General features: G+C 67.0%; 23 protein-coding genes and 1 riboswitch. Of the genes, 5 read left to right on the top strand and 18 right to left on the bottom strand.

The window, feature by feature from the left end; translation table 11 throughout:
• Positions 1 to 2: 2 nt before the first annotated feature.
• Positions 3 to 443, bottom strand: coding sequence for an SRPBCC domain-containing protein (locus AC5RT8_RS07305; protein WP_494095043.1), 441 nt, complete (start codon positions 441 to 443; stop codon positions 3 to 5).
• Positions 444 to 596: 153 nt separating this feature from the next.
• Here AC5RT8_RS07305 and AC5RT8_RS07300 point away from each other — a divergent pair, with 153 nt between their 5' ends.
• Entirely contained in the window at positions 597 to 1376 is a 780-nt protein-coding gene (locus AC5RT8_RS07300; RefSeq protein WP_494095042.1) for a VOC family protein, read from the top strand.
• A gap of 5 nt (positions 1377 to 1381) precedes the next feature.
• Here the strand turns inward: AC5RT8_RS07300 and metX are convergent, their stop codons facing one another.
• Positions 1382 to 2515: a homoserine O-acetyltransferase MetX gene (gene metX, locus AC5RT8_RS07295; protein ID WP_494095041.1), complete on the bottom strand. Its 1134-nt coding sequence runs from the start codon at positions 2513 to 2515 to the stop codon at positions 1382 to 1384.
• Between the two features lie 5 nt (positions 2516 to 2520).
• Positions 2521 to 3837: a bifunctional o-acetylhomoserine/o-acetylserine sulfhydrylase gene (locus AC5RT8_RS07290; RefSeq protein ID WP_494095040.1), complete on the bottom strand. Its 1317-nt coding sequence runs from the start codon at positions 3835 to 3837 to the stop codon at positions 2521 to 2523.
• A 77-nt stretch (positions 3838 to 3914) separates the two neighbouring features.
• Positions 3915 to 4031: riboswitch (SAM riboswitch) on the bottom strand.
• A 160-nt stretch (positions 4032 to 4191) separates the two neighbouring features.
• On the opposite strand from AC5RT8_RS07290, the gene AC5RT8_RS07285 reads away from it, so the two are divergent.
• Positions 4192 to 4842, top strand: a complete 651-nt coding sequence (locus AC5RT8_RS07285) for a VOC family protein (protein ID WP_494095039.1) — start codon at positions 4192 to 4194, stop codon at positions 4840 to 4842.
• 135 nt (positions 4843 to 4977) lie between these two features.
• Complete coding sequence (locus AC5RT8_RS07280) at positions 4978 to 5403, top strand: DUF3592 domain-containing protein (protein ID WP_494095038.1); 426 nt, start codon at positions 4978 to 4980, stop codon at positions 5401 to 5403.
• Here AC5RT8_RS07280 and AC5RT8_RS07275 read toward each other — a convergent pair.
• Positions 5333 to 7189 carry a glycoside hydrolase family 2 protein gene (locus tag AC5RT8_RS07275; protein WP_494095194.1) on the bottom strand — a complete coding sequence of 619 codons (1857 nt, stop codon included), beginning with the start codon at positions 7187 to 7189 and terminating at the stop codon, positions 5333 to 5335. The genes AC5RT8_RS07280 and AC5RT8_RS07275 overlap by 71 nt on opposite strands.
• Positions 7190 to 7218: 29 nt before the next feature.
• The gene (locus tag AC5RT8_RS07270) at positions 7219 to 8007 is read right to left on the bottom strand and encodes a CPBP family intramembrane glutamic endopeptidase (RefSeq protein WP_494095037.1); all 789 of its coding nucleotides are present in this window, start codon (positions 8005 to 8007) and stop codon (positions 7219 to 7221) included.
• A gap of 140 nt (positions 8008 to 8147) precedes the next feature.
• Between AC5RT8_RS07270 and AC5RT8_RS07265 the strand changes: the two genes are divergently transcribed.
• Complete coding sequence (locus AC5RT8_RS07265) at positions 8148 to 8447, top strand: acylphosphatase (protein ID WP_494095036.1); 300 nt, start codon at positions 8148 to 8150, stop codon at positions 8445 to 8447.
• Between the two features lie 272 nt (positions 8448 to 8719).
• Here the strand turns inward: AC5RT8_RS07265 and AC5RT8_RS07260 are convergent, their stop codons facing one another.
• The 9 genes from AC5RT8_RS07260 to AC5RT8_RS07220 form a co-directional block, all read right to left on the bottom strand.
• Positions 8720 to 9622: a hypothetical protein gene (locus AC5RT8_RS07260; RefSeq protein ID WP_494095035.1), complete on the bottom strand. Its 903-nt coding sequence runs from the start codon at positions 9620 to 9622 to the stop codon at positions 8720 to 8722.
• 184 nt (positions 9623 to 9806) lie between these two features.
• Entirely contained in the window at positions 9807 to 10937 is a 1131-nt protein-coding gene (locus tag AC5RT8_RS07255; RefSeq protein ID WP_494095034.1) for an NAD(P)/FAD-dependent oxidoreductase, read from the bottom strand.
• Positions 10934 to 11725 carry a hypothetical protein gene (locus AC5RT8_RS07250; protein WP_494095033.1) on the bottom strand — a complete coding sequence of 264 codons (792 nt, stop codon included), beginning with the start codon at positions 11723 to 11725 and terminating at the stop codon, positions 10934 to 10936. The genes AC5RT8_RS07255 and AC5RT8_RS07250 overlap by 4 nt, the downstream gene beginning before the upstream one ends.
• A 4-nt stretch (positions 11726 to 11729) precedes the next feature.
• Positions 11730 to 12629 carry an aminoglycoside phosphotransferase family protein gene (locus AC5RT8_RS07245; protein ID WP_494095032.1) on the bottom strand — a complete coding sequence of 300 codons (900 nt, stop codon included), beginning with the start codon at positions 12627 to 12629 and terminating at the stop codon, positions 11730 to 11732.
• A gap of 98 nt (positions 12630 to 12727) precedes the next feature.
• Entirely contained in the window at positions 12728 to 14245 is a 1518-nt protein-coding gene (gene gatB, locus AC5RT8_RS07240) for an Asp-tRNA(Asn)/Glu-tRNA(Gln) amidotransferase subunit GatB (protein ID WP_494095031.1), read from the bottom strand.
• On the bottom strand, positions 14246 to 15748 hold the full coding sequence (gene gatA / locus AC5RT8_RS07235) for an Asp-tRNA(Asn)/Glu-tRNA(Gln) amidotransferase subunit GatA (RefSeq protein WP_494095030.1): 1503 nt from the start codon (positions 15746 to 15748) through the stop codon (positions 14246 to 14248).
• Positions 15749 to 15756: 8 nt separating this feature from the next.
• The gene (gene gatC, locus AC5RT8_RS07230; protein WP_146363477.1) at positions 15757 to 16053 is read right to left on the bottom strand and encodes an Asp-tRNA(Asn)/Glu-tRNA(Gln) amidotransferase subunit GatC; all 297 of its coding nucleotides are present in this window, start codon (positions 16051 to 16053) and stop codon (positions 15757 to 15759) included.
• 241 nt (positions 16054 to 16294) lie between these two features.
• Positions 16295 to 16789: a GNAT family N-acetyltransferase gene (locus tag AC5RT8_RS07225; RefSeq protein WP_494095029.1), complete on the bottom strand. Its 495-nt coding sequence runs from the start codon at positions 16787 to 16789 to the stop codon at positions 16295 to 16297.
• Positions 16790 to 16927: 138 nt separating this feature from the next.
• Positions 16928 to 17374, bottom strand: coding sequence for a TraR/DksA family transcriptional regulator (locus tag AC5RT8_RS07220; RefSeq protein WP_494095028.1), 447 nt, complete (start codon positions 17372 to 17374; stop codon positions 16928 to 16930).
• Between the two features lie 150 nt (positions 17375 to 17524).
• Between AC5RT8_RS07220 and AC5RT8_RS07215 the strand changes: the two genes are divergently transcribed.
• Entirely contained in the window at positions 17525 to 18274 is a 750-nt protein-coding gene (locus AC5RT8_RS07215; RefSeq protein ID WP_494095027.1) for a class I SAM-dependent methyltransferase, read from the top strand.
• Between the two features lie 86 nt (positions 18275 to 18360).
• Here the strand turns inward: AC5RT8_RS07215 and AC5RT8_RS07210 are convergent, their stop codons facing one another.
• The 4 genes from AC5RT8_RS07210 to ligA all read right to left on the bottom strand — a co-directional run bounded on the left by AC5RT8_RS07210 (position 18361) and on the right by ligA (position 23988).
• Positions 18361 to 19695 (bottom strand): HNH endonuclease signature motif containing protein, encoded by a 1335-nt coding sequence (locus AC5RT8_RS07210; RefSeq protein WP_494095026.1) that lies wholly within the window; start codon positions 19693 to 19695, stop codon positions 18361 to 18363.
• 366 nt (positions 19696 to 20061) lie between these two features.
• Positions 20062 to 20913, bottom strand: a complete 852-nt coding sequence (locus AC5RT8_RS07205) for a phosphotransferase family protein (RefSeq protein ID WP_494095025.1) — start codon at positions 20911 to 20913, stop codon at positions 20062 to 20064.
• 31 nt (positions 20914 to 20944) lie between these two features.
• Entirely contained in the window at positions 20945 to 21739 is a 795-nt protein-coding gene (locus tag AC5RT8_RS07200; RefSeq protein WP_494095024.1) for an inositol monophosphatase family protein, read from the bottom strand.
• Positions 21736 to 23988 (bottom strand): NAD-dependent DNA ligase LigA, encoded by a 2253-nt coding sequence (ligA, locus tag AC5RT8_RS07195; RefSeq protein WP_494095023.1) that lies wholly within the window; start codon positions 23986 to 23988, stop codon positions 21736 to 21738. The genes AC5RT8_RS07200 and ligA overlap by 4 nt, the downstream gene beginning before the upstream one ends.
• Positions 23989 to 24117 lie beyond the last annotated feature (129 nt).

The raw sequence follows: 24117 nt of genomic DNA, 5'->3' as shown, positions 1-24117 counted from the left end.
TCTCAGGAGCCGCCGGCCTGCTGTGCCTGATCGGTTTTTTCGGCCTGCTCAATGAGGTTCGCCAGATGAAAGGCCCACCCTTCCCGGTGGGCTGCTGAAAGATCGGCGCCCACTGCGGCGTCGAGCGCCGCAAAGCCGCTCTCAGTCACCGCCACCCCCGTGGCGTCGATCTCATCCGTCAGCTCGAAGCTGACCACCGTGTGTGCACCCCACTCGGGTGCCGTCCAGCGAAAGGAGAGCAGCCTGCCGGGTGCTACGGCCAAGACGGTGCCGGTGGCTGTGTGCTCCACCCCGTCCTCGGTCCACTGCTCTTTCAGGGGTGCTCCGGGGTGCGGAGCGAAGTCCATGTCCGGCCACCAGGCGGCCCGGTTGTCCACGAGGACGTGCCAGAGGACCTCCGGGGTGCACTGCGCCCGGCCGGAGAGGGAGATTCGATCTGCCATGGGGAATGTTCTCCCATGAATTTCCGCAGCGGGCAAGGGGTGGGCGCTGTTGCCCGTCGTCAGGGATTGGTATAACTGCCGGTACCCGGCGGTTCCGGGACTTTTGCGGCACCGGCCCGGGACATCCGGTTCTTCCGAAAAGAGGTGCCCGCCGTGCCCGCTGCACCCGAGCGTTTTCCTGCCGGCTCCCCCTGCTGGGCAGACCTGACGTCTTCCGATCCCGACCGGGCCCGGGAGTTCTACGCCGGGCTGCTCGGCTGGGACGCCGTGGACCTGGGCAAGGAGTCCGGGCACTACGTCCATTTCCGCCGCGACGGGCAGGCAGTGGCCGGCATGATGCAGAACTCGCCGGAAACCGCGTTTCCGGATTTCTGGACCGTCTACCTCGCCTCCGACGACGCCGGGGCCACAGCCGACGCCGCTGCCGCCGCCGGAGGGCAGGTGCTGCTGGACCCGGCACCGGCCCTGGACCAGGGCACGGTGGCGGTGCTCGGCGACCCCACCGGCGGGGCCATCGGCGTCTGGCAGCCGGGAACCCTCAGCGGATTCGCCCGGATCGATGAAACCCGGGCCCCGGTCTGGTACGAGCTGATGACCAGCAACTATCCGGCTGCCCTGAAGTTCTACCGGGACGTCTTCGGCTGGCAGACAGAAGTCCTTTCCGACACCGCCGATTTCCGGTACTCCACGCTGCAGAGCAACGGCCGCCCGGTGGGCGGGGTGATGGATGCTGCCGCTGAACTGCCCGAGGGCATCCCCTCCCACTGGGAAATCTACTTCGGCCACGGGGACATCGACGCCGCGGCGGGGCAGGCTGAACAGCTGGGCGGTGCGGTACGGAGTGCCCCGGAGGATTCGCCGTACGGCCGGATGGTCCAGCTGGCGGACCCCACCGGGGCGGCGTTCTGGCTGATGGAGGCGCCGGACGCCTGAGCGTCCTACCCGAACACCTCACGCTGCAAGGCTCCGGCTATCTCCCGGACGCTGGTCAGGAAACCGTCGTGTCCGATGGGAGCCTTGATGAGGTGGACCGGCGTCCCCCGGGGAAGGGCCGCCGCCAGGTCCGCCGACTGCTGCGGAAAGTACAGCCGGTCCGACTCCACCGCGGCAATGAAGAAGTCCGCCGTCGTTTCCGCGAGCGCTGCCCGCAGGGATCCCCGGCCGCGGGCGACGTCGTGGCTGACCAGCGCTTCGGTGAGCACCAGATAGCTGTTGGCATCGAACCGGCCGGCCAGCTTGCCGGCCTGATGGTCCAGATAACTCTCCACGGAGTAACGGCCCCGCCCGGCCGGCAGCACGGCACCGAACGGGTCCTCGGCCGCCTGCGGGGTGCGCCCGAACCGGTAGTCCAGTTCCGGTTCGGAGCGGTAGGTGATGTGCGCGATCCGGCGCGCCAGTCCCAAGCCGGCCAGCGGCGGCGCCCCGTTGTAGTAGTCACCTCCGTTGAAATCCGGATCCAGGCGGACGGCTGCCAGCTGCGCCTGGGCAAACGCGATCTGCTCGGCCGTGCTGGCTGCGGTGGATGCGATCACCCCGCAGTGCAGAACCCGGTCCGGTTCGGTCACCGCCCATTCCAGCGCCCGTGCTCCCCCCAGCGAGCCGCCCAGGACGGTATGCCACCGGGCTATGCCGAGCAGGTCCGCGAGCCGGGCCTCCGCCCGGACCGAATCGCGGACGGTTACGAACGGGAACCGCGATCCCCAAGCCAGGCCGTCCGGAGCCGGTGCAGCGGGGCCGGTGGAGCCGTAGCAGCCGCCGAGCATGTTGACCGAGACCACGAAGTACCGGCGGGTATCCACGGTCCGGCCGGGACCAACGAGCTCCTCCCACCAGCCGGGTTCGCTACTGCTCCCCCGGGCTACGTGGCTGCTGCCGGTGAGGGCATGCGGGATCAGCACGGCGTTGCCGGCATCGGGATCCAGCTGCCCCCAGGTCTCGTAGGCCAGGACAACGTCGGGCAGGTACCCGCCGGTTTCCAGTTCCAGTCCGCCGATGGAGGCATACTGCAGCACCCCGTCCTGTCCTACGGGGTGCTGCAGCGGCCGACGCTGCGGCGCCGTGTGCCGGTTCACGGAAGCTACGCTCCCTTGGCGGCCCGGAACCCGGCGTCGAGGTCGGCGAGGATGTCATCGATGTGTTCAAGGCCCACCGAGAGCCGGACGAGTCCCGGGCTGACCCCTGCCGCCAACTGTGCCTCCGCGCCCAGCTGGCTGTGGGTGGTCGAGGCCGGATGGATCACGAGGGACCGGACATCGCCGACGTTGGCCACGTGCGAGTGCAGCTCCAGGCCATCGACAAACCGCTTGCCGGCGTCGACGCCGCCTTCAATCTCGAAGGAAACAATCGCGCCGGTGCCGCGCGGTCCGTATGTGCGGCCCCGCTCAAACCACGGGCTGGATTCCAGGCCCGCATACGCAACCGACACGACGTCGTCGTGGCCTTCCAGCCAGTTGGCCACGGCGACGGCGTTGGCCACGTGCCGCTCCACGCGCAGGCTCAGGGTTTCCAGGCCCTGGGCAATCAGGAACGCGTTGAACGGCGAAACCGAGGAACCCAGGTCCCGCAGCAATTGCACGCGTGCCTTGAGGATGAACGCCAGGTTCGCACCGAGGCTCCCGTTGACTCCCAGGTCCCGGGCATAGACGAGCCCGTTGTAGCTTTCGTCCGGGGTATTGAAGCCGGGGAACTTTTCCGGGTCGGCAGCGAAGTCGAAGTTGCCCGAGTCCACGATCACGCCGGCGATGGCCGTGCCGTGCCCGCCGAGGTACTTCGTGGCCGAGTGCACCACGATGTCCGCGCCCCACTCGATCGGGCGGATCAGGTACGGGGTGGACAGGGTGTTGTCCACGATCAGCGGCACCCCGGCCTCGTGGGCCACGGCGCTGACCCCTTCCAGGTCCAGGACATCCTGGCGCGGGTTGGAAACCACCTCGCCGAAGAAGGCCTTGGTGTTGGGCCGGACCGCCGCCCGCCACTGGTCCAGGTTGTCCGGGTCCTGCACGAAGGTGGTATCGATGCCGAAGCGCTTGAGCGTGTGCTTCAGCAGGTTGTAGGTGCCGCCGTAGAGGCTGGGGCTGGCGACCACATGGTCGCCGGCCTGCGCCACGTTCAGCAGGGCGAAGGTTTCCGCGGCCTGCCCGGAGGCGAGCAGCAGGGCGCCGACGCCGCCTTCCAGGGAGGCGATCCGGTTTTCCACCGCTTCCTGGGTCGGATTCCCGATCCGAGTGTAGATCGGTTCCAGTTCGGCCAGGGCGAACCGGTTCGCGGCCGCCTCGGCATTCGGGAAGACGAAGGACGTGGTCTGGTAAATCGGCAGGGCGCGTGCGCCGGTAACGGCGTCGGGCTCCTGGCCTACATGGATCTGCCGGGTTTCAAATGACCAATCTGCACTCATGATGCTCCCTCAAACCAGGGGCCGCACAACGCCGCCGGGGTGCATCCGGGTACGCCGGATGTCCGGTGGGGTCGTGGGACCCGCGCTTGCCGGACGCCCGTTTGGCGTACGGCCAGGTCTTCACCCGGGGCACCCCACCGCGGTTGGAGGGTTGCCGGCCAGCAAGCCGGGGCTATCTGCTGGCACTCATGACCTGCACCTATGGAAACCGATCTGCCGCGCCCGCGCAACCTCTGTGACGCACCGTGAAATTACGGACCCGTTGGGCGGCGATGTGGTGCTGCGCAGGGAGAATTTCGGCACTTAGGCTTCCCTTGGTCGAGACCCGTATCACGACGTGTCACAATGGGCCGCATGCGCTTGGACCATGTTTCTTATGCCTGTGAATCTGACGGTCTTTTGGCCACCACCGAGAGGATTGCCAATGCTCTCGGCGCCGACTTCGTAAAGGGTGGCGTCCACCCCCGATTCGGTACCCGCAATATGATCCTGCCCTTGGCCAACAACCAGTACGTCGAGGTGGTGGAGGTCCTGAACCACCCGGCCTCGGACAAGGCACCCTTTGGCCAGGCCGTGCGCCAACGCTCCGAATGCGGCGGCGGCTGGATGGGCTGGTGTGTTGCCGTTGATGACCTCTCGCCCTTCGAGGAACGCCTCGGCCGGGAATCGGTGCCGGGCAACCGCAAGTTCCCGGACGGCCAGGAGCTGACCTGGCGGCAGATCGGCATCAACGGCTTGATTGCCGATCCGCAGGTGCCCTACCTGCTCCGCTGGGACGACGGCACCGAGGAGCTGCACCCCTCCAACGCCATTCCCGGGATGCCCGGTTCGGTGAAGCTCAAGTCCCTGACGATTGCCGGATCCGCCGCACGCGTCACGGACTGGCTGGGCCATCCCGTGGAAAAGCCGCTGGAGAACGTCGATGTCACGTGGATTGCTCCGGCCGGCACCCCGGGCATCATGTCCGTCACCTTCGACACAGCCAACGGGCCCGTCGAGATCTAGTTCCATCCACCGGGGGGAAGCATGGCGGCGAGATTCACCGTCCGGCGACGGCACGGGCGGCTTCCGGATGCTCCCCGGCCTCCGAAGCCGCCGTCGCCACTGGTGTTATTCCTGTACTCGCTCTTGGGTCTGGCCATGGTTGCTCCCCTCCTGTTCCTGTACGTGCCGGCCGTCGAAGGCGACCGGCACGTAACGCACATCGGCGTCCGCGCCGAGGGAACGGTGGAGCGCGTTTACACGGAACGACGAGGCAAGCGGAATAGCCGGACCGTCACCATGGCTGAGGGCCGGTACGTAGATTCCGGTAGAACGGCGAGGACCGTAACCTGCCAGGTGCGCACCTGGAAACTGGTTGGAACCCAACCCCCCGAAGCAGTGAAGGGCGAACGGGTGACCGTGCTCTATGACCCGGAGGACCGGGACCGCGCAGTGGTGGACGGCTGGCAGCGCGCCTACGGGGTCAGGGGCGGGCTCTTCCTTGTGTGGTTCTTCATGTGCGCTTTCGCGCTGGTGCTGGCACCTGTCCAGGGCGTCCGGAAGCTGCGCCGGCGCCGCCTGTAGCGGCACGGACGAGACGTTCGTTGAGCCCTCGCACCAGCCCGGCGTCGATCTTCACCACCCGGCGGTCGTAGGTAAGCAGTCCGTTGACCTCGTCCTCGACGTCGGTGAGCTGGGTGTAGACGGTGGCGGCCAGGCCGCGGGCCACTGCGGGTTCGATCTGCCGACGGTGCAGCCGCTCGTAGGCCCGGGCCAGGGCAGCGCGGGACCGGAACCGGCGGTAACCGAACTCCTTGTCGTTGAAGGTGTGCCCGGGGATCCGCAGGCTGTACCCGCCGTATTCGGACAGCACCACGGCACGGCTTCCGGCCAGCCAGTCCTTCCGCAGCCGGAAGGGCACAAAGTAGACGTGCACGCTTTTGAGGTCTCCCCCGCCCTGATCGTGCCAGCCGCTGGCATGGTCGATGGTCCGGGTCGGGTCCAGGCCGCGGAGCAGCTCAGCGACGGCATTGGCATCGAACTGGCCCCATCCTTCATTGAACGGCACCCACACCGCGATCGACGGGCTGTTGCCCAGCAGCTCCACCGTGCCGTGCAGTTCCGCCAGGAATTGTTTCCTGCCCTGTTCGTCGGCCCGCCCGAAGGCGGCGTAGTCGTCGTCGGACCGGTGCGCCGCGCCCACCGCTGGGGCCGTAACCACGGCGTGCTTATAGGCCGTGCCGCCGTTGACCAGGTCCTGCCAGACGAGGATGCCCAGCCGGTCCGCGTGGTAATACCAGCGCAGGGGCTCGATTTTGATGTGCTTGCGCAGCATGGTGAAGCCGAGGTCTTTCGCGGCACGGATGTCCGAAGCCAGGGCCTCGTCCGACGGCGCGGTGTACAGCCCGTCCGGCCAGTAGCCCTGGTCCAGCAGGCCCGCGTGGAAATACGGCCGCCCGTTCAACAGCAGCCGCAGGTGCCCGGCGTCGTCGGGCCCCACGCCTACGGTGCGCAGCGCCGTGTAGCTGCGGACGCGGTCGGTTTCCGTCCCGTCCGCGAGCAGCCGCACGGTGACGTCGTACAGGAACGGGTCTTCCGGGGACCAGAGGCGCGGATCCGGAATCGGAATCCGCACCGGGGTTCCGGGGACGACGACGGCGTCCGCCACCGGGTGTCCGTCCGCGGAGACGGTGACTTCCGCCTGCAGGTCAGTGCTGTCCGGGGCGGACCGGACGGCGTCGACCAGCACCGTGGCGGTGACCGCGTCCAGATCCGGGACAAGGACCAGGCGGGCGATACTGGCCTGCGGCACCGCTTCCAGCCAGACGGTCTGCCAGATCCCGGACTGCGCGGTGTACCAGATGCCGCCGCGGTCCAGGGTCTGTTTGCCGCGGCTGGCGGAACCGGTGTTGCTGAGGTCCCGGACCCGGACCGTGATGTCGTGCGGGCCGCCGTCGCCACCTGCGGCCAGCGCATCGGTGACGTCGAGGGAGAACGGGAGGTAGCCGCCGTCGTGCCCGCCGACCGGGATGCCGTTGACGGTGACCGAGCAGCTGGAGTCCACGGCCCCGAAGTGCAGCAGCATCCGCTCCCCCGCGAAGCCCTCCGGCAGGGTCACGGACCTCCGGTACCAGAGCAGCTGCTGCGGCTGCAGGTGCCGGTTCACCCCGGACAGCGGTGCCTCGGGTGAGAACGGCACCAGGATCTGTCCGTCCCAGTCCCCTTCCTCCGGTGCCTGCTCCCGCCGGGTGCTGGTGATTGCGTACTGCCAGTAGCCGTTGAGATTCAGGTAGCTGTCCCGGGCCAGCTGGGGGCGGGGGTATTCCTGCAGGACGGATTCGGGGTCCAGGGCGGCGCCCCACGGAGTCATCAGTGTCACCGGGCCATCCTATGCGCCGCTTAGTCGCCGATTCCGATGGCCGGGCCGAACAGGGCGAACCCGACGAAGCCGGCAATGTCCACCAGCGCATGCGCGATCACCAGCGGCATCACCCGGCGTGTCTTGTAGTAGGCGTAGCCGAAAAGCAGGCCCATCAGGAAGTTGCCGATGCCCGGGCCGATCCCCTGGTACAGGTGGTAGCTGGCCCGGATCAGGGCGCTGGTGAGGATGATCGCCGGTGTCCCCCAGCCCAGCTGCCGGAGCCGCAGGAACAGGTAGCCCACCACGATGACTTCCTCGAGCACGGCGTGCCGCATGGCGGAGAGGATCAGCACCGGCAGGGTCCACCAGTACGTGTCCAGCGCTGCGGGGACCAGCGCGGTGGTGATGCCCAGCGCCCGGCCCGCGGCGTAGACGCCGAGCGTTCCTATGCCGATCACCGCTGCCAGAACCACCCCCAGTCCGAAGTCCCGCAGCGGGCGGGCGAACGTGAATCCGATGCGTCGGAAGGCGGACTTCCCGGGCTCGGTCAGCAGGAACAGGACCAGCGCCACCGGCAGGAGCGAAAAGAAAATACCCAGCAGCTGGTACACCAGGTCGAAGTAGGGCCGGTCATCGAGGACCGGGTTCAGCGTGGTGGTCTGGTCTCCCAGCGGAGCCTGGGTCGCCTTCTCGATGAGTTCGACGACGGCGTACACCCCCGACCGGCCCAGCGACAGTCCCAGCACAATCAGGATTTCGAAGATCAGCATCCGGCGTGCCCGCGGGTCCAGGGTTTCGGCGGAGGTCGAGGGCAAGGCAGCACGCATGGACACCATTGTGCCGGACAAGCCGCGTACGGCGGAGCCGCTGCGGCGGAACGCGGCCGCGATCGCGCCATGACAGGGTGCAGGGGTTTTCCCCTCGGTTTCCCGGCGTCCCCGCGGCCCTGCCGCGCTACGCTGTGCGGATGAATGAGCAAGAGCATCTGGAGGGAACGCCCCGCCGGCTCACGGCCCGGGTCACCGGCGAGGTTCAAGGCGTGGGCTTCCGGTACCGCACCCTTCGCAAGGCACTCCAGCTGGGCCTGACCGGCGTCGTTTCCAATGCGGCGGACGGGTCGGTGCGGGTGGTTGCCGAAGGCCGGGAGCCGGATCTGGACGGGCTGCGCGAGTTTCTGCGCGGCCCGAAAGCACCCGGATCCGTGGCCCACGTCGAAGAATCCTTTTCCCCGGCCACCGGGGAATTTTCCGACTTCAGTGCGGAATAACCTAGCCTTCACCCGCGGGCGAAGCTCCGGCGGGAAGGTTAAAAGGGAAAACGCCGGCAGACGTGGGGTTGGTTGGGGGAAACAACCCTTGTCTGCCGGCGTCCGGACCGGTCACTACTCGGTCCATTCATCACTCGCACCCTTATGAGGTACTAATGACGATAAACGCCTCGTCTGGGTAGGTGCTGAAGGCAACCTGACAACTACCTGAGTATGGGGCCGAAATTCCGTGCAAGAGAGGCGGGGCCGGGAGGCGGGCTAGGTTGCCTGCGTCAGGCTGCGGCAAGCTGCCGTACACCCACGGAGTCTGACCGGGCGGGCGCAGAGGAAAGTCCGCAGGACGGGGCTCCCGCCTGGCGCGGCAGGATCTCCTGCTGGGCAGTGCGGAAGCCGGGAATGGAAAGGGCGGCCGAGGAAACCGCGGCTCCACCCGATCCGCTGTTCCCGGCAGATGCTCCGCCGGATCCGTTCTTAGGGCCTTTGTCTCCGCCCGTACTCTTCCCGCCCGCACCCTTGCCCGCAGTGCCCGGTTTCTTCCCGCCGGTGCTCTTTTTCGGTGCGGTGCCGGCCTGGCTTGCGGTGCCGCGGGAAGCGGAGCCGTTGGCAGGGCGGGCCTTGCCGGCCTGGGCCTTGTTGCTCGGGCGGGCCGGCTGGTTCGGGGAAGCCTTCTTCTTGCTGGCCGACTTATTCACGGCGGACTTGCCTGCAGTCGCGGTCTTAGCCGTCATTCCGGCGGCGGCAACGGCAGACTTCTCGGCCGCGGCGGCGGATGTCATTGCCGCCGTCCGTACTGCCAGGGCTGCGGCTACGTCCACGGCATCCACCGTCTGCGGCATCCGGACGGACACGGCCGGCCGCCCGTGAGGCGTGGCCGGACGCAGCGCCGCCATGATCTCCTCAGTCGCGGACCGGGTGGTGTCCACAAATACGGCAGCCGCGTTATCGTCGGGAGCGGCTTCCACGCGCTGTCGCGCTGCCTTGGAAAGGACGCGGTAAAGGGCCGAAATGACCACCAGCAGGGCCGCGCCCGTGCCATAAAGAAGAATCAGCGAAAAGGCCAGTGAGGTGGTGCCGCCGGAAAAGAATCCGATCCCGATAACAGCAGAAATCAGCCACAGCGTACTAAGAAATTCCAGGATCGTACGAACCCGGAGGTAAAGCGGACGCTGCTGCACGCCAACAACTTTCGGCGGCAAGAAATCTGGCACTGAGACTGACCTTTCGAGCACTGCATTTTTAATGCAATCAAGCTTTTGTCGGAGTGGACTGTTACTACAACTCTAGGCATGTCTCGGGAACCTAATGACCATACGCGCGCACCTTGGCTGATTCGTTACGCGTTCATTGATGAGATCTTCATCACAGTGCGGTCCGGGCGGGGCTGAGTGCTTCGCGGGCATCATTTCCGCCGCCCTCGCCAAGCAGGATCCGCCCTGCCAGCTCTGCAATCGCAGAGGATGTCTGGAACCCGTAGCCGCCCTGCCCTGCGAGCCAGAAGAACCCCGGCACGGTCGGGTCCCACCCCACCACGGGCAGTCCGTCCGGCGCCTCGGTGCGCAGCCCGGTCCACGCACGGGCAACCCCGGTGATGCCCATGGTGGTGACGCTGTTGACCAGTTCCACCAGTGCCCGCACATCGGCGTCGCGGGGCCGGGAGTCCTCCGCCGCGCTCGGCTCGCGCTCGGACGGCGATATGAGTACCTGCCTGCCGTCGGGCCGGTAGTAGAACCGGTCACCGGCATCCGCCACCATAGGAGCCGATGCGTCCAACGGCCGTTCAACGTCGACCACTGCCGCGGTGCGGCGGTAGGGAGTGAGTCCCAGCGGGCGTGCCCCGAAGCTCCCGGCAACGGTATCCGCCCATGCTCCGGCTGCGTTGACCACTACCGAGGCCTCAAAACGACGTCCCTCTCCGCTGACCTCCCAGCGCTGCGACCCGGGCGTCCCCGTGCGCCGTGCCGCGTGAATACGCTGGCCTGTCACGGTCCGGCCGCCGGCCGCTGTCACCCGGTGCCGGTGGTACTCCATGAGGGCATCGGTATTGCAGGCCACTGACGTGGTGTCCAGCCCTGCGGCCGTGAAGGCCTCGGGCCGGAGCTCCGGCGCGAGGCCCAGTGCCTCGGCCGGCATCACCGGGTGCATATGGGCGCTGGCCCGGTCCCGCACCGACTCCTCATCTCCGATGAGCAGGAAGCTCCTAGGAGCAAGGATCGGTTCCGGCAGGTCCGCCTCCGCTGCCCGAATCAAGGCCAGGGACCGGAGGGTGAGTTCCTGGATGACCGGCGGCCCGTAACTGGGGATCAGTTGCCGGGCCGAGCGGGAGGACGTGTGGTATCCAAGGATCGGCTCCGCTTCCACCAGGACAACCCCTCCGGCACTCCCCCGGGATGCAGGAACCGCGGCCAGCTTGGAGGCGACTTCGGCAGCCAGGGACAGGCCGGCGATTCCGCCGCCTATCACCAGGACGTCACAGGAAATATCAGCGCTCACGGGTAGTTCCTTTCCACGGTAAGGAGGGTGGCGTCGTCGGCGCTTTCGCCCAGCCCCGTCTGCAGCGTGCGCAGGGCCAACAGCATCTCCTGGGCGGCGACGGCGGTGCGGGTCGCTTCCAGGAAGCCGGCCGGTCCGGCGACGAGCCCCAGGTCCACGGCCCGCCAGGCACCGTCGGAGGCAAGGACCACCCGCCGCGCGGGGCCCAGCCGGACCGTACGGGCCTGATAGGCTGCCTCGGCCTCGCGCCGGGCGACCCACAGCCGTCCGGGGGTATTGCGCAGTTCCCGGTCCAGTATCCGCAGTTCGCGTTCCCGCACCGGGTCCGCCGAATGCTCCGTGCCGATGCGGATATCGGCGGGTTCATGGGTGACGTGCACCAGCGAGCCGTCTTCCAGTTCCACCACCGCGTGGCAGTCTGCCAAGGCAAGGACCTCCACCCCGTCGGCGGTCAGCTGGGCAAGGCACAGTGCGGCCGACGGGAAGCGGATGCGTTCCTCTCCGGCGAGGGTGCGGGCCAGGTCGTCCATCCGGGTCAGGGCATCGGCCAGCACCTGCGGGGCCGGTGCAATGCCAACGGCTGCTGCGGCATCGGTGAGTAAGAGGTCCAGGTTCCGGGCATACCAGGCCGGGTCCGAGGGCCCGGGCAGCCCAAGCTGGGGCAGGAGCGAGCTGGCACCGTCAATCACCCAGGCAGTCGCCCCCGCGTATCCGCAGGTGTCCTCCTGCACGTGCCCGTCGCCTTCAGTGGAGATCCGGACAGAGTGCTTCCATGCTTCCGCCGACACCGGGCTAGAACCTTTCCCGGTCGCCGGTGAGGATCTCCATCAGGGTTTCCGAGCCGACCAGGTACAGCCCGGGGGCGTCGTCGGAGTTCGCCAGCAGGATGGTGGCCAGGCAGATCGCCCAGGCCCGGGCGCGGTCCCAGATGTAAGGATCTCCTGCGTACTGCGGGCCGAGTGCGTTGCGGAACGCGGTCCGGCCGTCGGCGTCGAACACCAGCCAGGCGGTGGCCAGGTCGGTGGCCGGGTCCCCGGCGGTCATATCCCCGAAATCGATGACCGCCTGCAGCGCCTCGTCCTTGGAGACAAGGTTCGCGGCATGCAGGTCGCCGTGCAGCCACAGCGGCGGGCCCGGCCATGCAGGGATCTGCTGTGCCTCGTCCCATAGCTCCCGGACCCTGGCCGCATGCGGGACCATGCCGGAGTCCAGCCGCTGCAGCACCGACTCATACCGGGTGGAAAGCGGGCCGCCCCGGTACGGGTTGCGGGGGTAGTCCGCCGGCGCCGGCCGGTGGAACGCATTGAGGAAGCCGGCAAGCCCGGAGGCCAGGGCAACGTTACGGTCCCGCGGCTGCAGGGAGACGTCCTGTCCGTCGAACCAACGGGTGATGCTCCACGGCCACGGGTACAGCTCGCACGCCGTGCCGGAGAAGACCGGGGCCGACGTCGGTACCGGCACGTCCGCGGCCAGCTCCGGGAGCCAGCGCTGCTCGTTGAGCGTCAGTCCGGCAGCGGTCCTTCGGCGCGGCAGCCGCACGGCGTATTCGGTGCCGAGCCGGTAAATGTAGTTGTCCCATCCGCTGGCAACCTGCCGCAGCATCTGTCCGCCCAGTTCCGGACACTGTTCCGCCACCAACCGGCGCACGAGGTCGGCGTCGGCGGAGATTTCAGCTGCGGGAAGGTTGGCCATTTCGCCAGCGTACCTTCCTGCTGTGCAACGGGTCACTAAACAGCATGGCCCCGGCAGGCACAATGCCTGCCGGGGCCATGCGTGACCCTCTCGGCGCCTTAGCCCTGTACGCCCAGGCGTTCCAGGATCAGCTCGCGGACGCGGCCGGCGTCGGCCTGACCGCGGGTCGCCTTCATGACTCCGCCGACAATCGCGCCGACGGCCTGGACCTTGCCGCCGCGGATCTTGTCCGCAACGTCCGGCTGGGCTGCCAGTGCGGCGTCGATCGCTTCGAGCAGGGGCCCGTCATCGGAGACGACGGCGAGGCCGCGCTTCTCGATGACTTCCTCCGGGGCGCCTTCGCCGGCGAGGACGCCGTCCAGGACCTGGCGGGCCAGCTTGTCGTTGATCTTGCCGGCCTGGACCAGGCGGTCCAGTTCCACGATCAGCTCGGGTGTGACGCCGACGTCGACCGGATCCACTTCGGCTTCCTTGGCGCGGCGGGCCACTTCACCCATCCACCATTTGCGGGCCACCTGTGCGGAGGCACCGGCGGCAACCGTTTCCTCGATCGCTTCCATCACGCCGGCGTTGACCACGTCGCGGAACTCGGCGTCGGAGTAGCCCCAGTCCTCCTTGAGCCGCTTGCGGCGCTCGGCCGGCGGCTCGGGCAGGCGGGAGCGCAGCTCTTCGATCCACTCCGGGGTGGTGACCACAGGCAGCAGATCCGGTTCCGGGAAGTACCGGTAGTCATCAGCGTCGGACTTCGGCCGGCCCGACGTCGTGGAGCGGGTGTCCTCATGCCAGTGCCGGGTCTCCTGGACAATGGTGTTGCCGGAGTCCAGGACGGCGGCGTGGCGCTGGATTTCGAAGCGGACGGCGCGTTCGACGGCGCGCAGCGAGTTGACGTTCTTCGTTTCCGAACGGGTACCGAACTTCTCCTGGCCGTGCGGGCGCAGGGACACGTTGGCGTCGCAGCGCACGTTGCCGCGTTCCATCTTGGCGTCGGAAACGCCGAGGTTCTTCACGATTTCCCGGATGGCGGCCACGTACGCCTTGGCCAGCTCGGGGGCACGGGAACCGGCGCCTTCGATCGGCTTGGTGACGATCTCCACCAGCGGCACGCCGGCGCGGTTGTAGTCCACCAGGGAGAAGTCGGCGCCCTGGATGCGGCCGGCGGCGCCGCCCATGTGGGTGAGCTTGCCGGCGTCTTCCTCCATGTGCGCGCGTTCGATCTCGACGCGGAAGACGGTGCCGTCTTCGAGTTCAATGTCCAGGTAGCCGTCGTACGCGATGGGATCTTCGTACTGGGAGGTCTGGAAGTTCTTGGGCGTGTCCGGGTAGAAGTACTGCTTCCGGGCGAAGGTGCAGGATTCGGCGATCTTGCAGTTCAGCGCCAGGCCGATGAGGATCGAGTACTCCACGGCGGTCTTGTTCACCACCGGCAGCACGCCGGGCATGCCCAGGTCCACCGGGGTGACGGCGGTGTTGGGCTCGTCGCCGAAGATGTTCGGGGCGTCGGAGAACATCTTGGTCTTGGTGTTCAGCTCCACGTGGACCTCGAACCCGAGCACCGGGTCGTACTTCTCCATGGCCTCTTCGAAGGACAGGGTTTCATCCTGGATGTGGACGGACATTTACTTCACTCCTCCGAGTACGGGTGCCGAGGCCAGCAGCGGGCCGCCCCACTTCTGCTCCAGCATGCCCTCCAGGGCGGCGCCGGCGCGGTAGAGGCGGATGTCTTCGCGGGCGGGGGCCAGGAACTGGATGCCGACGGGCAGCCCGTCGGACAGGCCGCCGGGGATGGAGATGCCCGGGACGCCGGCCATGTTGGCCGGGATCGTGGCAACGTCGTTCAGGTACATGGCCAGCGGATCGTCGAGCTTTTCGCCGAGCTTGAAGGCCGTGTTGGGCGAGGTCGGCGAGATGAGCACGTCGGCCTGGGCAAATGCGGCGTCGAAGTCGCGCTGGATCAGGGTGCGCACCTTCTGGGCCGAGCCGTAGTAGGCGTCGTAGTAGCCCGCGGACAGGGCGTAGGTGCCCAGGATGATGCGGCGCTTGACCTCGTCACCGAAACCGGCGGCACGGGTGGCGCCCATAACGCGTTCGATGGTCAGCGGCGGCTCGGCGGGCAGCTCGCGCATGCCGTACCGGACGCCGTCGTACTTGGCCAGGTTCGAGGAAGCCTCGGACGGCATGATCAGGTAGTAGGCGCCCAGCGCGTACTTGAAGTTGGGGCAGGAAACCTCGACGATTTCCGCTCCGGCATCCCGCAGCATCTCCAGGGACTCGTTGAAGCGGGCTTGGATGCCGGCCTCGTAGCCTTCACCCTGCAGTTCCTTGATGACGCCGATGCGCATGCCGGCCACGTTGCCGTTGCGGGCGGCATCGGCCAGGGACCCCACCGGGTCCGTCAGGGAAGTGGAGTCGCGGGGGTCGTGGCCGCCGATGACCTCCTGCAGCAGGGCGGCGTCGAGCACGGTCCGGGAGACCGGGCCGATCTGGTCCAGCGAGGAAGCCATCGCGATGGCACCGTAGCGGGACACGCCGCCGTAGGTCGGCTTAACGCCAACGGAACCGGTGACGGCGGCCGGCTGGCGGATGGAACCGCCGGTGTCGGTGCCCAGGGCCAGCGGTGCTTCGAAAGCTGCGACGGCGGCTGCGGACCCGCCGCCGGAGCCGCCGGGGATGCGGTCCAGGTCCCACGGGTTGCGGGTGGGGCCGTAGGCGGAGTGTTCCGTGGAGGAGCCCATGGCGAACTCGTCCAGGTTGGTCTTGCCGAGCATCGGCATACGGGCGGCACGGATCCGAGAGATGACCGTGGCGTCGTACGGGCTCATCCAGCCCTCGAGCATCTTGGAGCCTGCCGTGGTGGGCTGCCCCTTGGTGACGATCAGGTCCTTGATGGCGATGGGGACGCCGGCCAGTTCGTGCAGTTCCTCGCCGTTGGCGCGGGCCTTGTCGACGTCCGCGGCAACCTGCAGCGCTTCATCGGTGTTGACATGCAGGAAGGCGTTGACGGCGCCGTCGACCTCGCTGATGCGGTCCAGGTGCGCCTGCGTGACCTCGACGGCGGTGACCTCGCGGGCGGCCAGCTTGGCGGCCAGCTGCGCGGCGCTTGATGTAATCAGTTCACTCATGGAAGCTTTTACTCCTCATCCAGGATGGCAGGGACCTTGAAGCGGCCGGCGGCATTATCGGGAGCACCGGAGAGGGCTTCTTCATTGGTCAACGTCTGCCCCACAACGTCCTCGCGGAAGACGTTGGTCAGCGGGATGGGGTGGGAGGTGGCCGGGATATCCTCGCCGGCAACTTCGCTTACGGATTTGATCGAATCCACGATGACATCGAGTTCGCCGGCCATCTTGTCCAGCTCGTCGTTGGTCATCTCAATGTGGGCCAGCCGCGCCAGATGCGCCACAGCCTCACGATTGATCTCAGACATGAGTCTCCCATGCGTCTTATAGGAACGTGTTTCGGCTTTACGCCGGTATCCGTTCCAGTCTACGGCGTTAGTACACGCGGCAACGGCTGCCGTCCCACGCTGCCGGACGGCAGGTGCCGGGGCGGGGCGTCGGACCCGGACGCGCCTCCCGTACAGCAGGTGCTGTACGGGAGTGGCTGTAGCCCGCCTCAGCTAGGCAAGACACGGCACTGGCATGGCCATGGCCGCGTCCCGAAGGGAACTAGACGGCCTTGCGGAACACCCAGAGAATGTAGTCCTCGCCGGGAACGGTCCAGTCCCGCTCCGGAACCCGGACAAAACCCTCCGACAGGTAGAGGGCGTGGGCATTGAGCATGGTGGTCATGCTGGTGAGGCTGACCGCTTCGATGCCGTCCTTTTCCCGGGCGTAGTCCACGATGGCCCTGACCATTGCGCGGCCCACTCCCCCGCGCTGGACTCCGGGATCCACGGCAAGCATGCGGAATTCCAGTTCGCCCTCAATGGCAATGTCCGTGTAGGGCTGGCCGGCGTAGGTGATGGCGGCGGAGGCAGCCACCTTGCCGTCGAGCTCGGCTACCCAAAGCTCGGTGTGCTTGGCGCGGTCCTCGACGTTTTCCAGTTCCTTGACGTAAGGATTGTCGGCCTCAATGTGGTTGCCGTGCAGGTAAGCCTCACGGGTAATCCGGCGGATATCGTCAAAGTCAGCCTCGGTGGCAAGCCGGATGGTGATGCTCATGCGTGTTTCTGGTCCTTACGTCTTGGTGGAAGTGCACGTAGATTCTATCCCTGCTGCGGCGGGTTTCCGGACGGCGGTGAGGCGGGGCACACGGTAAACCGCGCCGCCGTCGTCGCGCTCACCCCCGACGGGCCGAAGCTACCTCCGACGCGCCGCAGCGCAGGCTACGCAAAAGCGGGTCTCCGGACGGATTTCCAGCCGGGCGGGCGGGATAGCCGTCCCGCAGCGTTCACAGATGCCGTAGCTGTCGGTGGCCAGGCGTTCCCTCGCCTCCATCAGTTCTAGGAGCGATGACTCCGCCGCTGACAAAAGGGCCACCTCATTGGCGCGTTCCACGGACACGGTGGTTCCTTCGGGATCGTGTTCGTCGTCGGCCGGAATGTCCTTGGCCGCCAGGGTGACTTCCCGGATAACGGCCGTGAGCGCGGTGATCTGCTCACGGGTGTGTTCCATCCGCTCATCGATCACTTTGGCGAAGTAGGCGGAATCCAGTTCCGGTGGAGTCTGTGCTTTGGGCAGGGCCGGGGCGAAATCAGGGGCCGCAGGCGCGGTCTTCCGCGGGGCGGCGGTTCCTTTACGGGGCATGCGTTCCTCCTGGAAGTCGGTGCTGCACTGGATACATCGGATCAAATTATCCGCCGGGCGAATGCGTAAACGTGCCGGTTCAGGCGTCCCTTTCCTCAGGGCTTAATCCCGGTAGGATTCGGGTCGGCTGGACCGATATGAGGGGGAACGATGGTTGACACGCATTACAACGAGCCGCGGCTGGTGGCCCTCTATGACGAGGACAATTCCGGGCACTGGGACACCGACTTTTATGCAAACCTCATCGGCGCAGATCCGCTTCGTATTGCCGACGTCGGATGCGGTACCGGCAGTTTCGCCGTGCGTCTGGCGGCGGCCGGCCACACACTGACGGGTATCGATCCCGCCCGCGGCATGCTGGAGGCGGCGCGTTCCCGGCCCAAAGCGGACCTGGTGACGTGGTTGGAGGGGGCGGCGGCAGACCTGCCGGATGGACCTTTCGATGCCGTCGTAATGACGGGCCATGCGTTTCAGTGCCTTCTGACGCCGGGTGAGATCCTCGCGACGCTCGTTGCTGTTCGGTCCCGGCTCACCCCCGGAGGCACCTTCTATTTCGAGACCCGGAACCCGACGGCGAAAGCATGGCTGGGCTGGGACAGCGGCGATGCCGGGCCCAAGGTCCAGGAATCCTCTGCCGGAACGCTTGAAGTGGAATGGGAGCTGATCTCGGTGATCGACCAGCCCGACGGCGTTCTGGTCACCTTCGAGGACCGGACCCTTTTCCAGTCCGACGGCAAACGCTTCATCAGCCGCAGCACGCTGAAGTTTATCCAGGCCGGGGTGCTGCAGGAGCTGCTGCGTCAGGCCGGTTTCCGTTCTGCCGACTGGTACGGGGACTGGAACGGCGGCCCGTTCGTGGAGGACTCCAGCCGGGAGATCATTGTGGCCGCCCACCGCTGAGCTTGGCATTCTGCGGCGACTCGGAGAGGGCAGGTGGCAGGTGGCAGGTGGCAGGTGGCAGGTGGCAGGAACGGAGCCTAACCGGCTCAGAACGGCGGTGCCGGTTTCTGCCAGAAACTACGCTGAGCTGGGTTTTCCGACCTGGAATTAGTCGGTTGAGACTTCTCCTGCCGCGGATCCGCACTCCGATGCACTCCCGGTTCCGGCGGGCCGAGTTCCAGGAACGGTTCTGTCCGGTAAACCCGGCCGGTCGGTGAGGTCCACTCTATGACTCCGGGGGCGGGTTGGCAGGCTTTCCAATGACCGAGCGTCTTGAACCGGTGGTGGCGTCGGCACAAATGTTCGAGGTTGCCATGCTCTGTCGGTCCGCCTCGGGCCCAGTCGATGGTGTGGTCGATGTCCGAGTTTGCGGTGCTGACCCGGCAACCGGGGAACCTGCAGGTCCCGTCCCGTGCCCGCAGCCAGCGCCTTAGTCCTGCCGGGACCTTTCGCCGCCGGCCGACACCCAGGATCTCCCCTGTCTTTGGGTCCTGGGCCAATCCGGTCCAGCCGACAGCGTTGCGCGCCAGCCTGCGGGCTTCTTCGGCGCTGATAGGGCCGTAGCCGTGCAGCTCGGCCGGCTGGTCGTCGGCACCGAAGAGGGTTTCGGCGTTGATCAGGACCATGATTTCTGCCCGAGGAACGATGTCCCCGTCCGAACCGGACCGGCGAACGGGAACGCCGTTCCTGCCGCCCATCAACAGCTGCGCCAGGATATCCGCACGCAGCTGATCCGTGGTCCGCGGATCCCCTCCCGCCTGTTCGCCGCGGGCGGCAGTGCTGAGTGCGGTGTAGATCTGCTGGGCTTCTGCGGCCCGGAGCCAGGCCGAGAGGCAGGACATGCCATCCTCGTCCCGGTCCAAAGCGACTTTCCGCTGTTCGAAGGCGCTTAGGTGTCTGCTGCTGACGGTTTCAGGGAAGCTCTTTTCCCACAGCCTGCGGGCCTTGGCCCAGAACTGTGCCCGCGTCCGGCCTTCCGCAGCCTGCAACAGGTCCGCCTCGAACCCGGGCAGCTTTTCCGCGGGAACGTTCTGGCATTGGTCCAGGACCACCTGCGCGTGCCGGTACGAGAGCCGTCCCTCTTCCAACCCGGACAGCGTGGCGGTATGGGTGCGGCACAGCCGGCCGGCCTCGCTCAGCAGCCGCTGGCCGGTCACCTGCGGAACGTTCAAAATGGCGGCGCATTCCGCCGCCGCAAGGCTGAACGCCATACCGGGTTCGACCCTGCCGGAACCGGCATGAAAGTCCTCCCGGACGATTTGTTCCATCCGGTTCACCAGGCGGGCCTGCTGTGCCTGCGTCCATGCGAGCAGGTGCGCCAGCCGGCCGAGAGCCTCGCCGACCATCTGCCCGTCGAACGATTCCAGGGTCTGCAAGGCCAAGGTTCCGGTAAAACCGTCCGGGAAGGCACCAGTAGTACTGGCTGCAGCGGTCCCGGTCTCCGCCAGTTCCGCCCTGTACACAGCCAGAGTGGCAGGAGAACCTGGCTGCCCGCCATCACCGGCTGTGCCCTCCGGCTGATGGTCGCCACTCTGCTCTTCAGTTGTCGGTTCGGTGTTCCCGAGCTGATCCATACCTCAGGATTTCATCCGGCACTGACATTTCAGGCCCAGAATCAGGCCAAAAACGAAGCGCCGGGAGAACCCGAATACCTGTCTTTTGTGCCCAGTTACCTACCCGCGCCATGCTGCCTTTGAGGCGCATCTGGCAGACCAAGTGCAAGACGGGTCGCAGCCGGTTCCGGAGGCCTAAAAGTTGGCCAGCGCATCCCTCAGCATCCGATGACCTTGTTCCTCGAATTCGTACTCACCGAATTGGTAAGCCCATGCAGCAGTGGAGACAGCTTCGCGCAGCAACGCCATGTTCCAGAGCCCACCGTCCTCGATGTCCTTTCCGTACCCTTCAAAAAAGGCGGCTTCCAGATGGGGGTGAGACCTCCATTGCTGCACAGCCAGACGGCAAAAATCGGTCAGGGCGGGCCTGAACTCGTGGCGGCCGAAATCGATGATCCTCAGCTCGCTTCCGTCCATGAGCCAGTTTCGGGGTTGCCAGTCCCCATGAGTAGGAACGAGAGCTACCGGCTTCGGCCGATAAGCCCCAAGGATGGCCCGAACCTTTTCCACGCAGGCCCTGTCCATCCGGTGCGGGGTCTCCAGCCAAGAAAGAGCCTTGGCTGTGGCCCGAGCCTCATAGTCGGCGTCGACCCGCGCGGCTTGCTCATGGAATACCCGCAGAAGACAGCCGGCCTGCCGATACGTTTCCGCATCGTATTCGGCAGCCGTTCCCTCCACGAGGGAACCCTTCAGGTACTCCGTCACCAAGACGTTCAGGGAACGGTCCGCGCGGACGAGTCTTGGCGCACGGTTCCGCCAGGACCAGACGTCGATCCACGACTCATGGGCGTCGATCTCACGTCCGATGTGCTGGTTGGAAGGCCCGGCGGCTTTGACGATGTACGTGTGCTCCGCGGCGGCTACTTCAAGGACCGCAGTGTCCAGAAGGTTCCAGGAGAGATCGTTGTTCAGGCGAACTCCTGGAAGCCAGGCCTCAACGAGTTCAGCCTGGCCCGCGCTCAACCGGTCCCGGTGCCACGTCTGCATTCCAGCAGCCTAATGCCCGACCCCGGTTCGGCTAACCCAGCAGCGCCGCTCCCGCGACGGTGACCGCGTCGAGCCGCTCGGCATCGCTGGCAGGCAGCGGCGGACGCTGCACCGGCACCCCGGCTTCCTCCGCTATCAGGGCACCGGCGGCGTAGTCGTACTCATTGAGGCCGCGCTCGATATAGGCGTCCAGCGAACCGTCCGCCACCATGCACAGGTCCAGCGCAGCGGACCCCAGCCGCCGCACATCGGCGAATTCCCCGGCCAGCTCGGGCAGGGCCGCGTACTGCTCGGACCGCACCCCGGCGTCGTAGGAGAACCCGGTACCGAGCAGCTTTCCGACCCGCTCCGGATCCGGACCGGTGAGCTTCCGGACGCTGCCGTGCTCGGCCAGCCAGGCGCCGTGCCCGCGGGCCGCCGAATACACCCGTACCAGTGCAGGGGCGTGGACGACGCCGGCCAGCCACTCGCCGTCGTCGTTCACCGCTGCCACGGAGGTGCCGTAGTAGACGATGTCGCGGATGAAGTTGGTGGTGCCGTCCAGCGGATCAATGGACCATCGGATCCCGGACGGATGCACCGGGACCGCCGGTTCCAGCTCCTCCCCCATCACGACGTCGTGCGGGCGCAGGCGGGCCAGGACCTCCCGGACCGCCACCTCGGCGGCGGTGTCGAAGTCCGTGACCCAGTCGCCGTCGGCGCTCTTGTTCACCGCGTTCAGGCCGCCGGTTGAGCGCTGCGCGAGCACCGCGGCACCGGCGGCGGCCGCCTCGCGCGCCACTTCCAGCAGCTCCAGCGGGTCGGTCGCGTCCGGCAACGGCATCATTCGGTTCCCTCCACCGGCGCGTCATCGCCCGACCCGGCGCCGTCGGGCACGGACCCCTCGGCCAGCAGCGTGCGGAAACCGTCTTCGTCGATCACCCGGACGCCCAGGGCTTCTGCCTTCTCCAGCTTGGTGCCCGCATTCTCTCCGGCCACCACATAGTCGGTCTTCTTCGAGACCGAGCCGGAGGCCTTGCCGCCGCGGGACAGGATCGCTTCCTTGGCCTCGTCGCGGCTGAAGTTCGGCAGCGTGCCGGTAACGACGACGGTCAGGCCCTCCAGGGTGCGGGGCGTGGATTCGTCGCGTTCGTCGGCCATCCGTACCCCGGCCGCGGCCCAGGCGTCCACGATCTCGCGGTGCCAGTCCTCGGCGAACCATTCCTTCAGAGCGGCGGCGATGGTCGGTCCGACGCCGTCGACGTGCGCCAGCTGCTCCTCGCTCGCAGCCCGGATGGCCTCCATGGAACCGAAGGCCCCGGCGAGCGCACGTGCCGCCGTCGGCCCGACATGCCGGATGGACAGCGCCACCAGCACCCGCCACAGCGGCTGGGTCTTGGCCTTCTCCAGCTCGTCAAAGAGCTTGCGGGTGGTGGCCGAAGGGACGGAGGGCTTCTTGGCCGTGCCCTTGGTGTAGAAATACGGGACGAGCTCGGTGCCGTCCACCACGCCCTTGACCCGCTTCGGCCGTTCGATCCGCACGTCTGCGAGGTCTTCGATCTTCAGGTCGAACAGTCCTGCCTCGCTGCTGAGCGGCGGGGTTTCCGGCTCGGCGGGCGAGGTGAGCGCAATCGCCGCCTCCCAGCCGAGCGCCTCGATATCGAAGGCACCGCGGCCTGCGAGGTGGAACACCCGTTCGCGCAGCTGCGAGGGGCAGGACTTGGCGTTGGGGCAGCGGATGTCGACGTCCCCTTCCTTGGCCGGCTTCAGTTCCGTACCGCAGGAGGGACAGTGGGTCGGCATCACGAAGTCACGTTCGCTGCCGTCACGGAGTGCGACGACGGGGCCCACGATTTCCGGGATCACGTCGCCGGCCTTGCGCAGGACGACGGTGTCGCCGATCTTCACGCCCTTGGCCTTTACCACGTCCTGGTTGTGCAGCGTGGCCATTTCCACCGTGGATCCGGAAACCAGCACCGGCGTCATCATCCCGTACGGCGTGACGCGGCCGGTGCGGCCCACGTTCACGCGGATGTCCAGCAGCTTGGTGTTCACTTCCTCCGGCGGGTATTTGTAGGCCACGGACCAGCGCGGCACGCGGGACGTGTTGCCCAGGGCGCGCTGCAGGCCGAAGTCGTCCACCTTCACCACAATGCCGTCGATCTCATGCGAGAGGTCGTGCCGGTGCTCACCGTTGTCGGCAATGTACTTGAGCACTTCTTCGTAGGTGTCCAGCACCTTGTAATAGGGCGACGTCGGCAGGCCCCACTGCTTCAGCAGTTCGTAGGTCTCGGACTGGCTCGCCACGTTGAGTCCTTCGCGGGCACCGATCCCGTGCACGTACATGCTCAGCGGCCGCCGGGCGGTGACTTCGGGATCCTTTTGCCGCAGCGAACCGGCGGCAGCGTTGCGGGGGTTGGCGAACGGAGCCTTGCCAGCTTCCACCATGGTTTCGTTCAGGTGCGCGAATTCCTTCGACGGGATGAAGACCTCCCCGCGGATTTCCATTTCCGCCGGCAGGTCCTCACCCTTGAGGGTCCGCGGGATGGAAGCAATCGTGAGCACATTGTGGGTGATGTCCTCACCCGTGGTGCCGTCGCCGCGGGTGGCGGCCCGGACCAGTTCCCCGTTGCGGTAGAGCAGGTTGACCGCCAGGCCGTCGATCTTCAGCTCGGTGAGCCACTTGATCTGCGCGCCGGGGGCAATGTTGGCCGCGGAGGACTCCGTCTTGCGGACCCAGGCGTCCAGTTCGTCCAGGGAGAAGACGTCCTCGAGGCTATACATCCGCTGCAGGTGTTCCACCGGGGCGAAGGCGGCGGATACTTCGCCGCCCACTTCCTGGGTGGGCGAGTCATTGGTGACCAGCTCCGGGTGCAGCGCCTCGATCTCTTCGAGCCGGCGGTACAGCCGGTCGAATTCCGCGTCGGAAACCAGCGGAGCGTCCTCGTTGTAATAGGCAAAGCGGTAACGGCGCACCTGTTCGGCGAGCGCCTGGTATTCCTCGCGCAGGTCCCCGGCGGGCGGGGTGTCTGTGCTGACCGACTCGACGGCAGCTTCGGTGTCCGTGGGTTCCGGGGATGTCTTGGCTGTGCTCACCTAACCAATCTTGCCGCATAGCGTGCGGTTGTGGGAGCGGTGCATCGGAGCGGGCGCCGGACGACGACGCCGGGCCCGCCCCCGGGGTATCCCCGCCCTTGAGCCCCTGTGGAACTGCGGCCGGCTGTC

This window comes from Arthrobacter sp. Ms25, assembly GCF_059090365.1.
Note: the sequence above shows the minus strand (reverse complement) of the source record. Positions and strands in the feature narration are given on the sequence as shown.

Excerpts from the sequence above, each read along its gene's own strand:
- AC5RT8_RS07305 (WP_494095043.1), bottom strand. The coding sequence starts at position 443 with ATGGCAGATCGAATCTCCCTCTCCGGCCGGGCGCAGTGCACCCCGGAG.
- AC5RT8_RS07290 (WP_494095040.1), bottom strand. The coding sequence starts at position 3,837 with ATGAGTGCAGATTGGTCATTTGAAACCCGGCAGATCCATGTAGGCCAG.
- AC5RT8_RS07285 (WP_494095039.1), top strand. The coding sequence starts at position 4,192 with ATGCGCTTGGACCATGTTTCTTATGCCTGTGAATCTGACGGTCTTTTG.
- AC5RT8_RS07280 (WP_494095038.1), top strand. The coding sequence starts at position 4,978 with ATGGTTGCTCCCCTCCTGTTCCTGTACGTGCCGGCCGTCGAAGGCGAC.
- AC5RT8_RS07275 (WP_494095194.1), bottom strand. The coding sequence starts at position 7,189 with ATGACTCCGTGGGGCGCCGCCCTGGACCCCGAATCCGTCCTGCAGGAA.
- AC5RT8_RS07270 (WP_494095037.1), bottom strand. The coding sequence starts at position 8,007 with ATGCGTGCTGCCTTGCCCTCGACCTCCGCCGAAACCCTGGACCCGCGG.
- AC5RT8_RS07265 (WP_494095036.1), top strand. The coding sequence starts at position 8,148 with ATGAATGAGCAAGAGCATCTGGAGGGAACGCCCCGCCGGCTCACGGCC.
- AC5RT8_RS07245 (WP_494095032.1), bottom strand. The coding sequence starts at position 12,629 with ATGGCCAACCTTCCCGCAGCTGAAATCTCCGCCGACGCCGACCTCGTG.
- gatB (WP_494095031.1), bottom strand. The coding sequence starts at position 14,245 with ATGTCCGTCCACATCCAGGATGAAACCCTGTCCTTCGAAGAGGCCATG.
- gatA (WP_494095030.1), bottom strand. The coding sequence starts at position 15,748 with ATGAGTGAACTGATTACATCAAGCGCCGCGCAGCTGGCCGCCAAGCTG.
- gatC (WP_146363477.1), bottom strand. The coding sequence starts at position 16,053 with ATGTCTGAGATCAATCGTGAGGCTGTGGCGCATCTGGCGCGGCTGGCC.
- AC5RT8_RS07225 (WP_494095029.1), bottom strand. The coding sequence starts at position 16,789 with ATGAGCATCACCATCCGGCTTGCCACCGAGGCTGACTTTGACGATATC.
- AC5RT8_RS07220 (WP_494095028.1), bottom strand. The coding sequence starts at position 17,374 with ATGCCCCGTAAAGGAACCGCCGCCCCGCGGAAGACCGCGCCTGCGGCC.
- AC5RT8_RS07215 (WP_494095027.1), top strand. The coding sequence starts at position 17,525 with ATGGTTGACACGCATTACAACGAGCCGCGGCTGGTGGCCCTCTATGAC.
- AC5RT8_RS07205 (WP_494095025.1), bottom strand. The coding sequence starts at position 20,913 with ATGCAGACGTGGCACCGGGACCGGTTGAGCGCGGGCCAGGCTGAACTC.
- AC5RT8_RS07200 (WP_494095024.1), bottom strand. The coding sequence starts at position 21,739 with ATGATGCCGTTGCCGGACGCGACCGACCCGCTGGAGCTGCTGGAAGTG.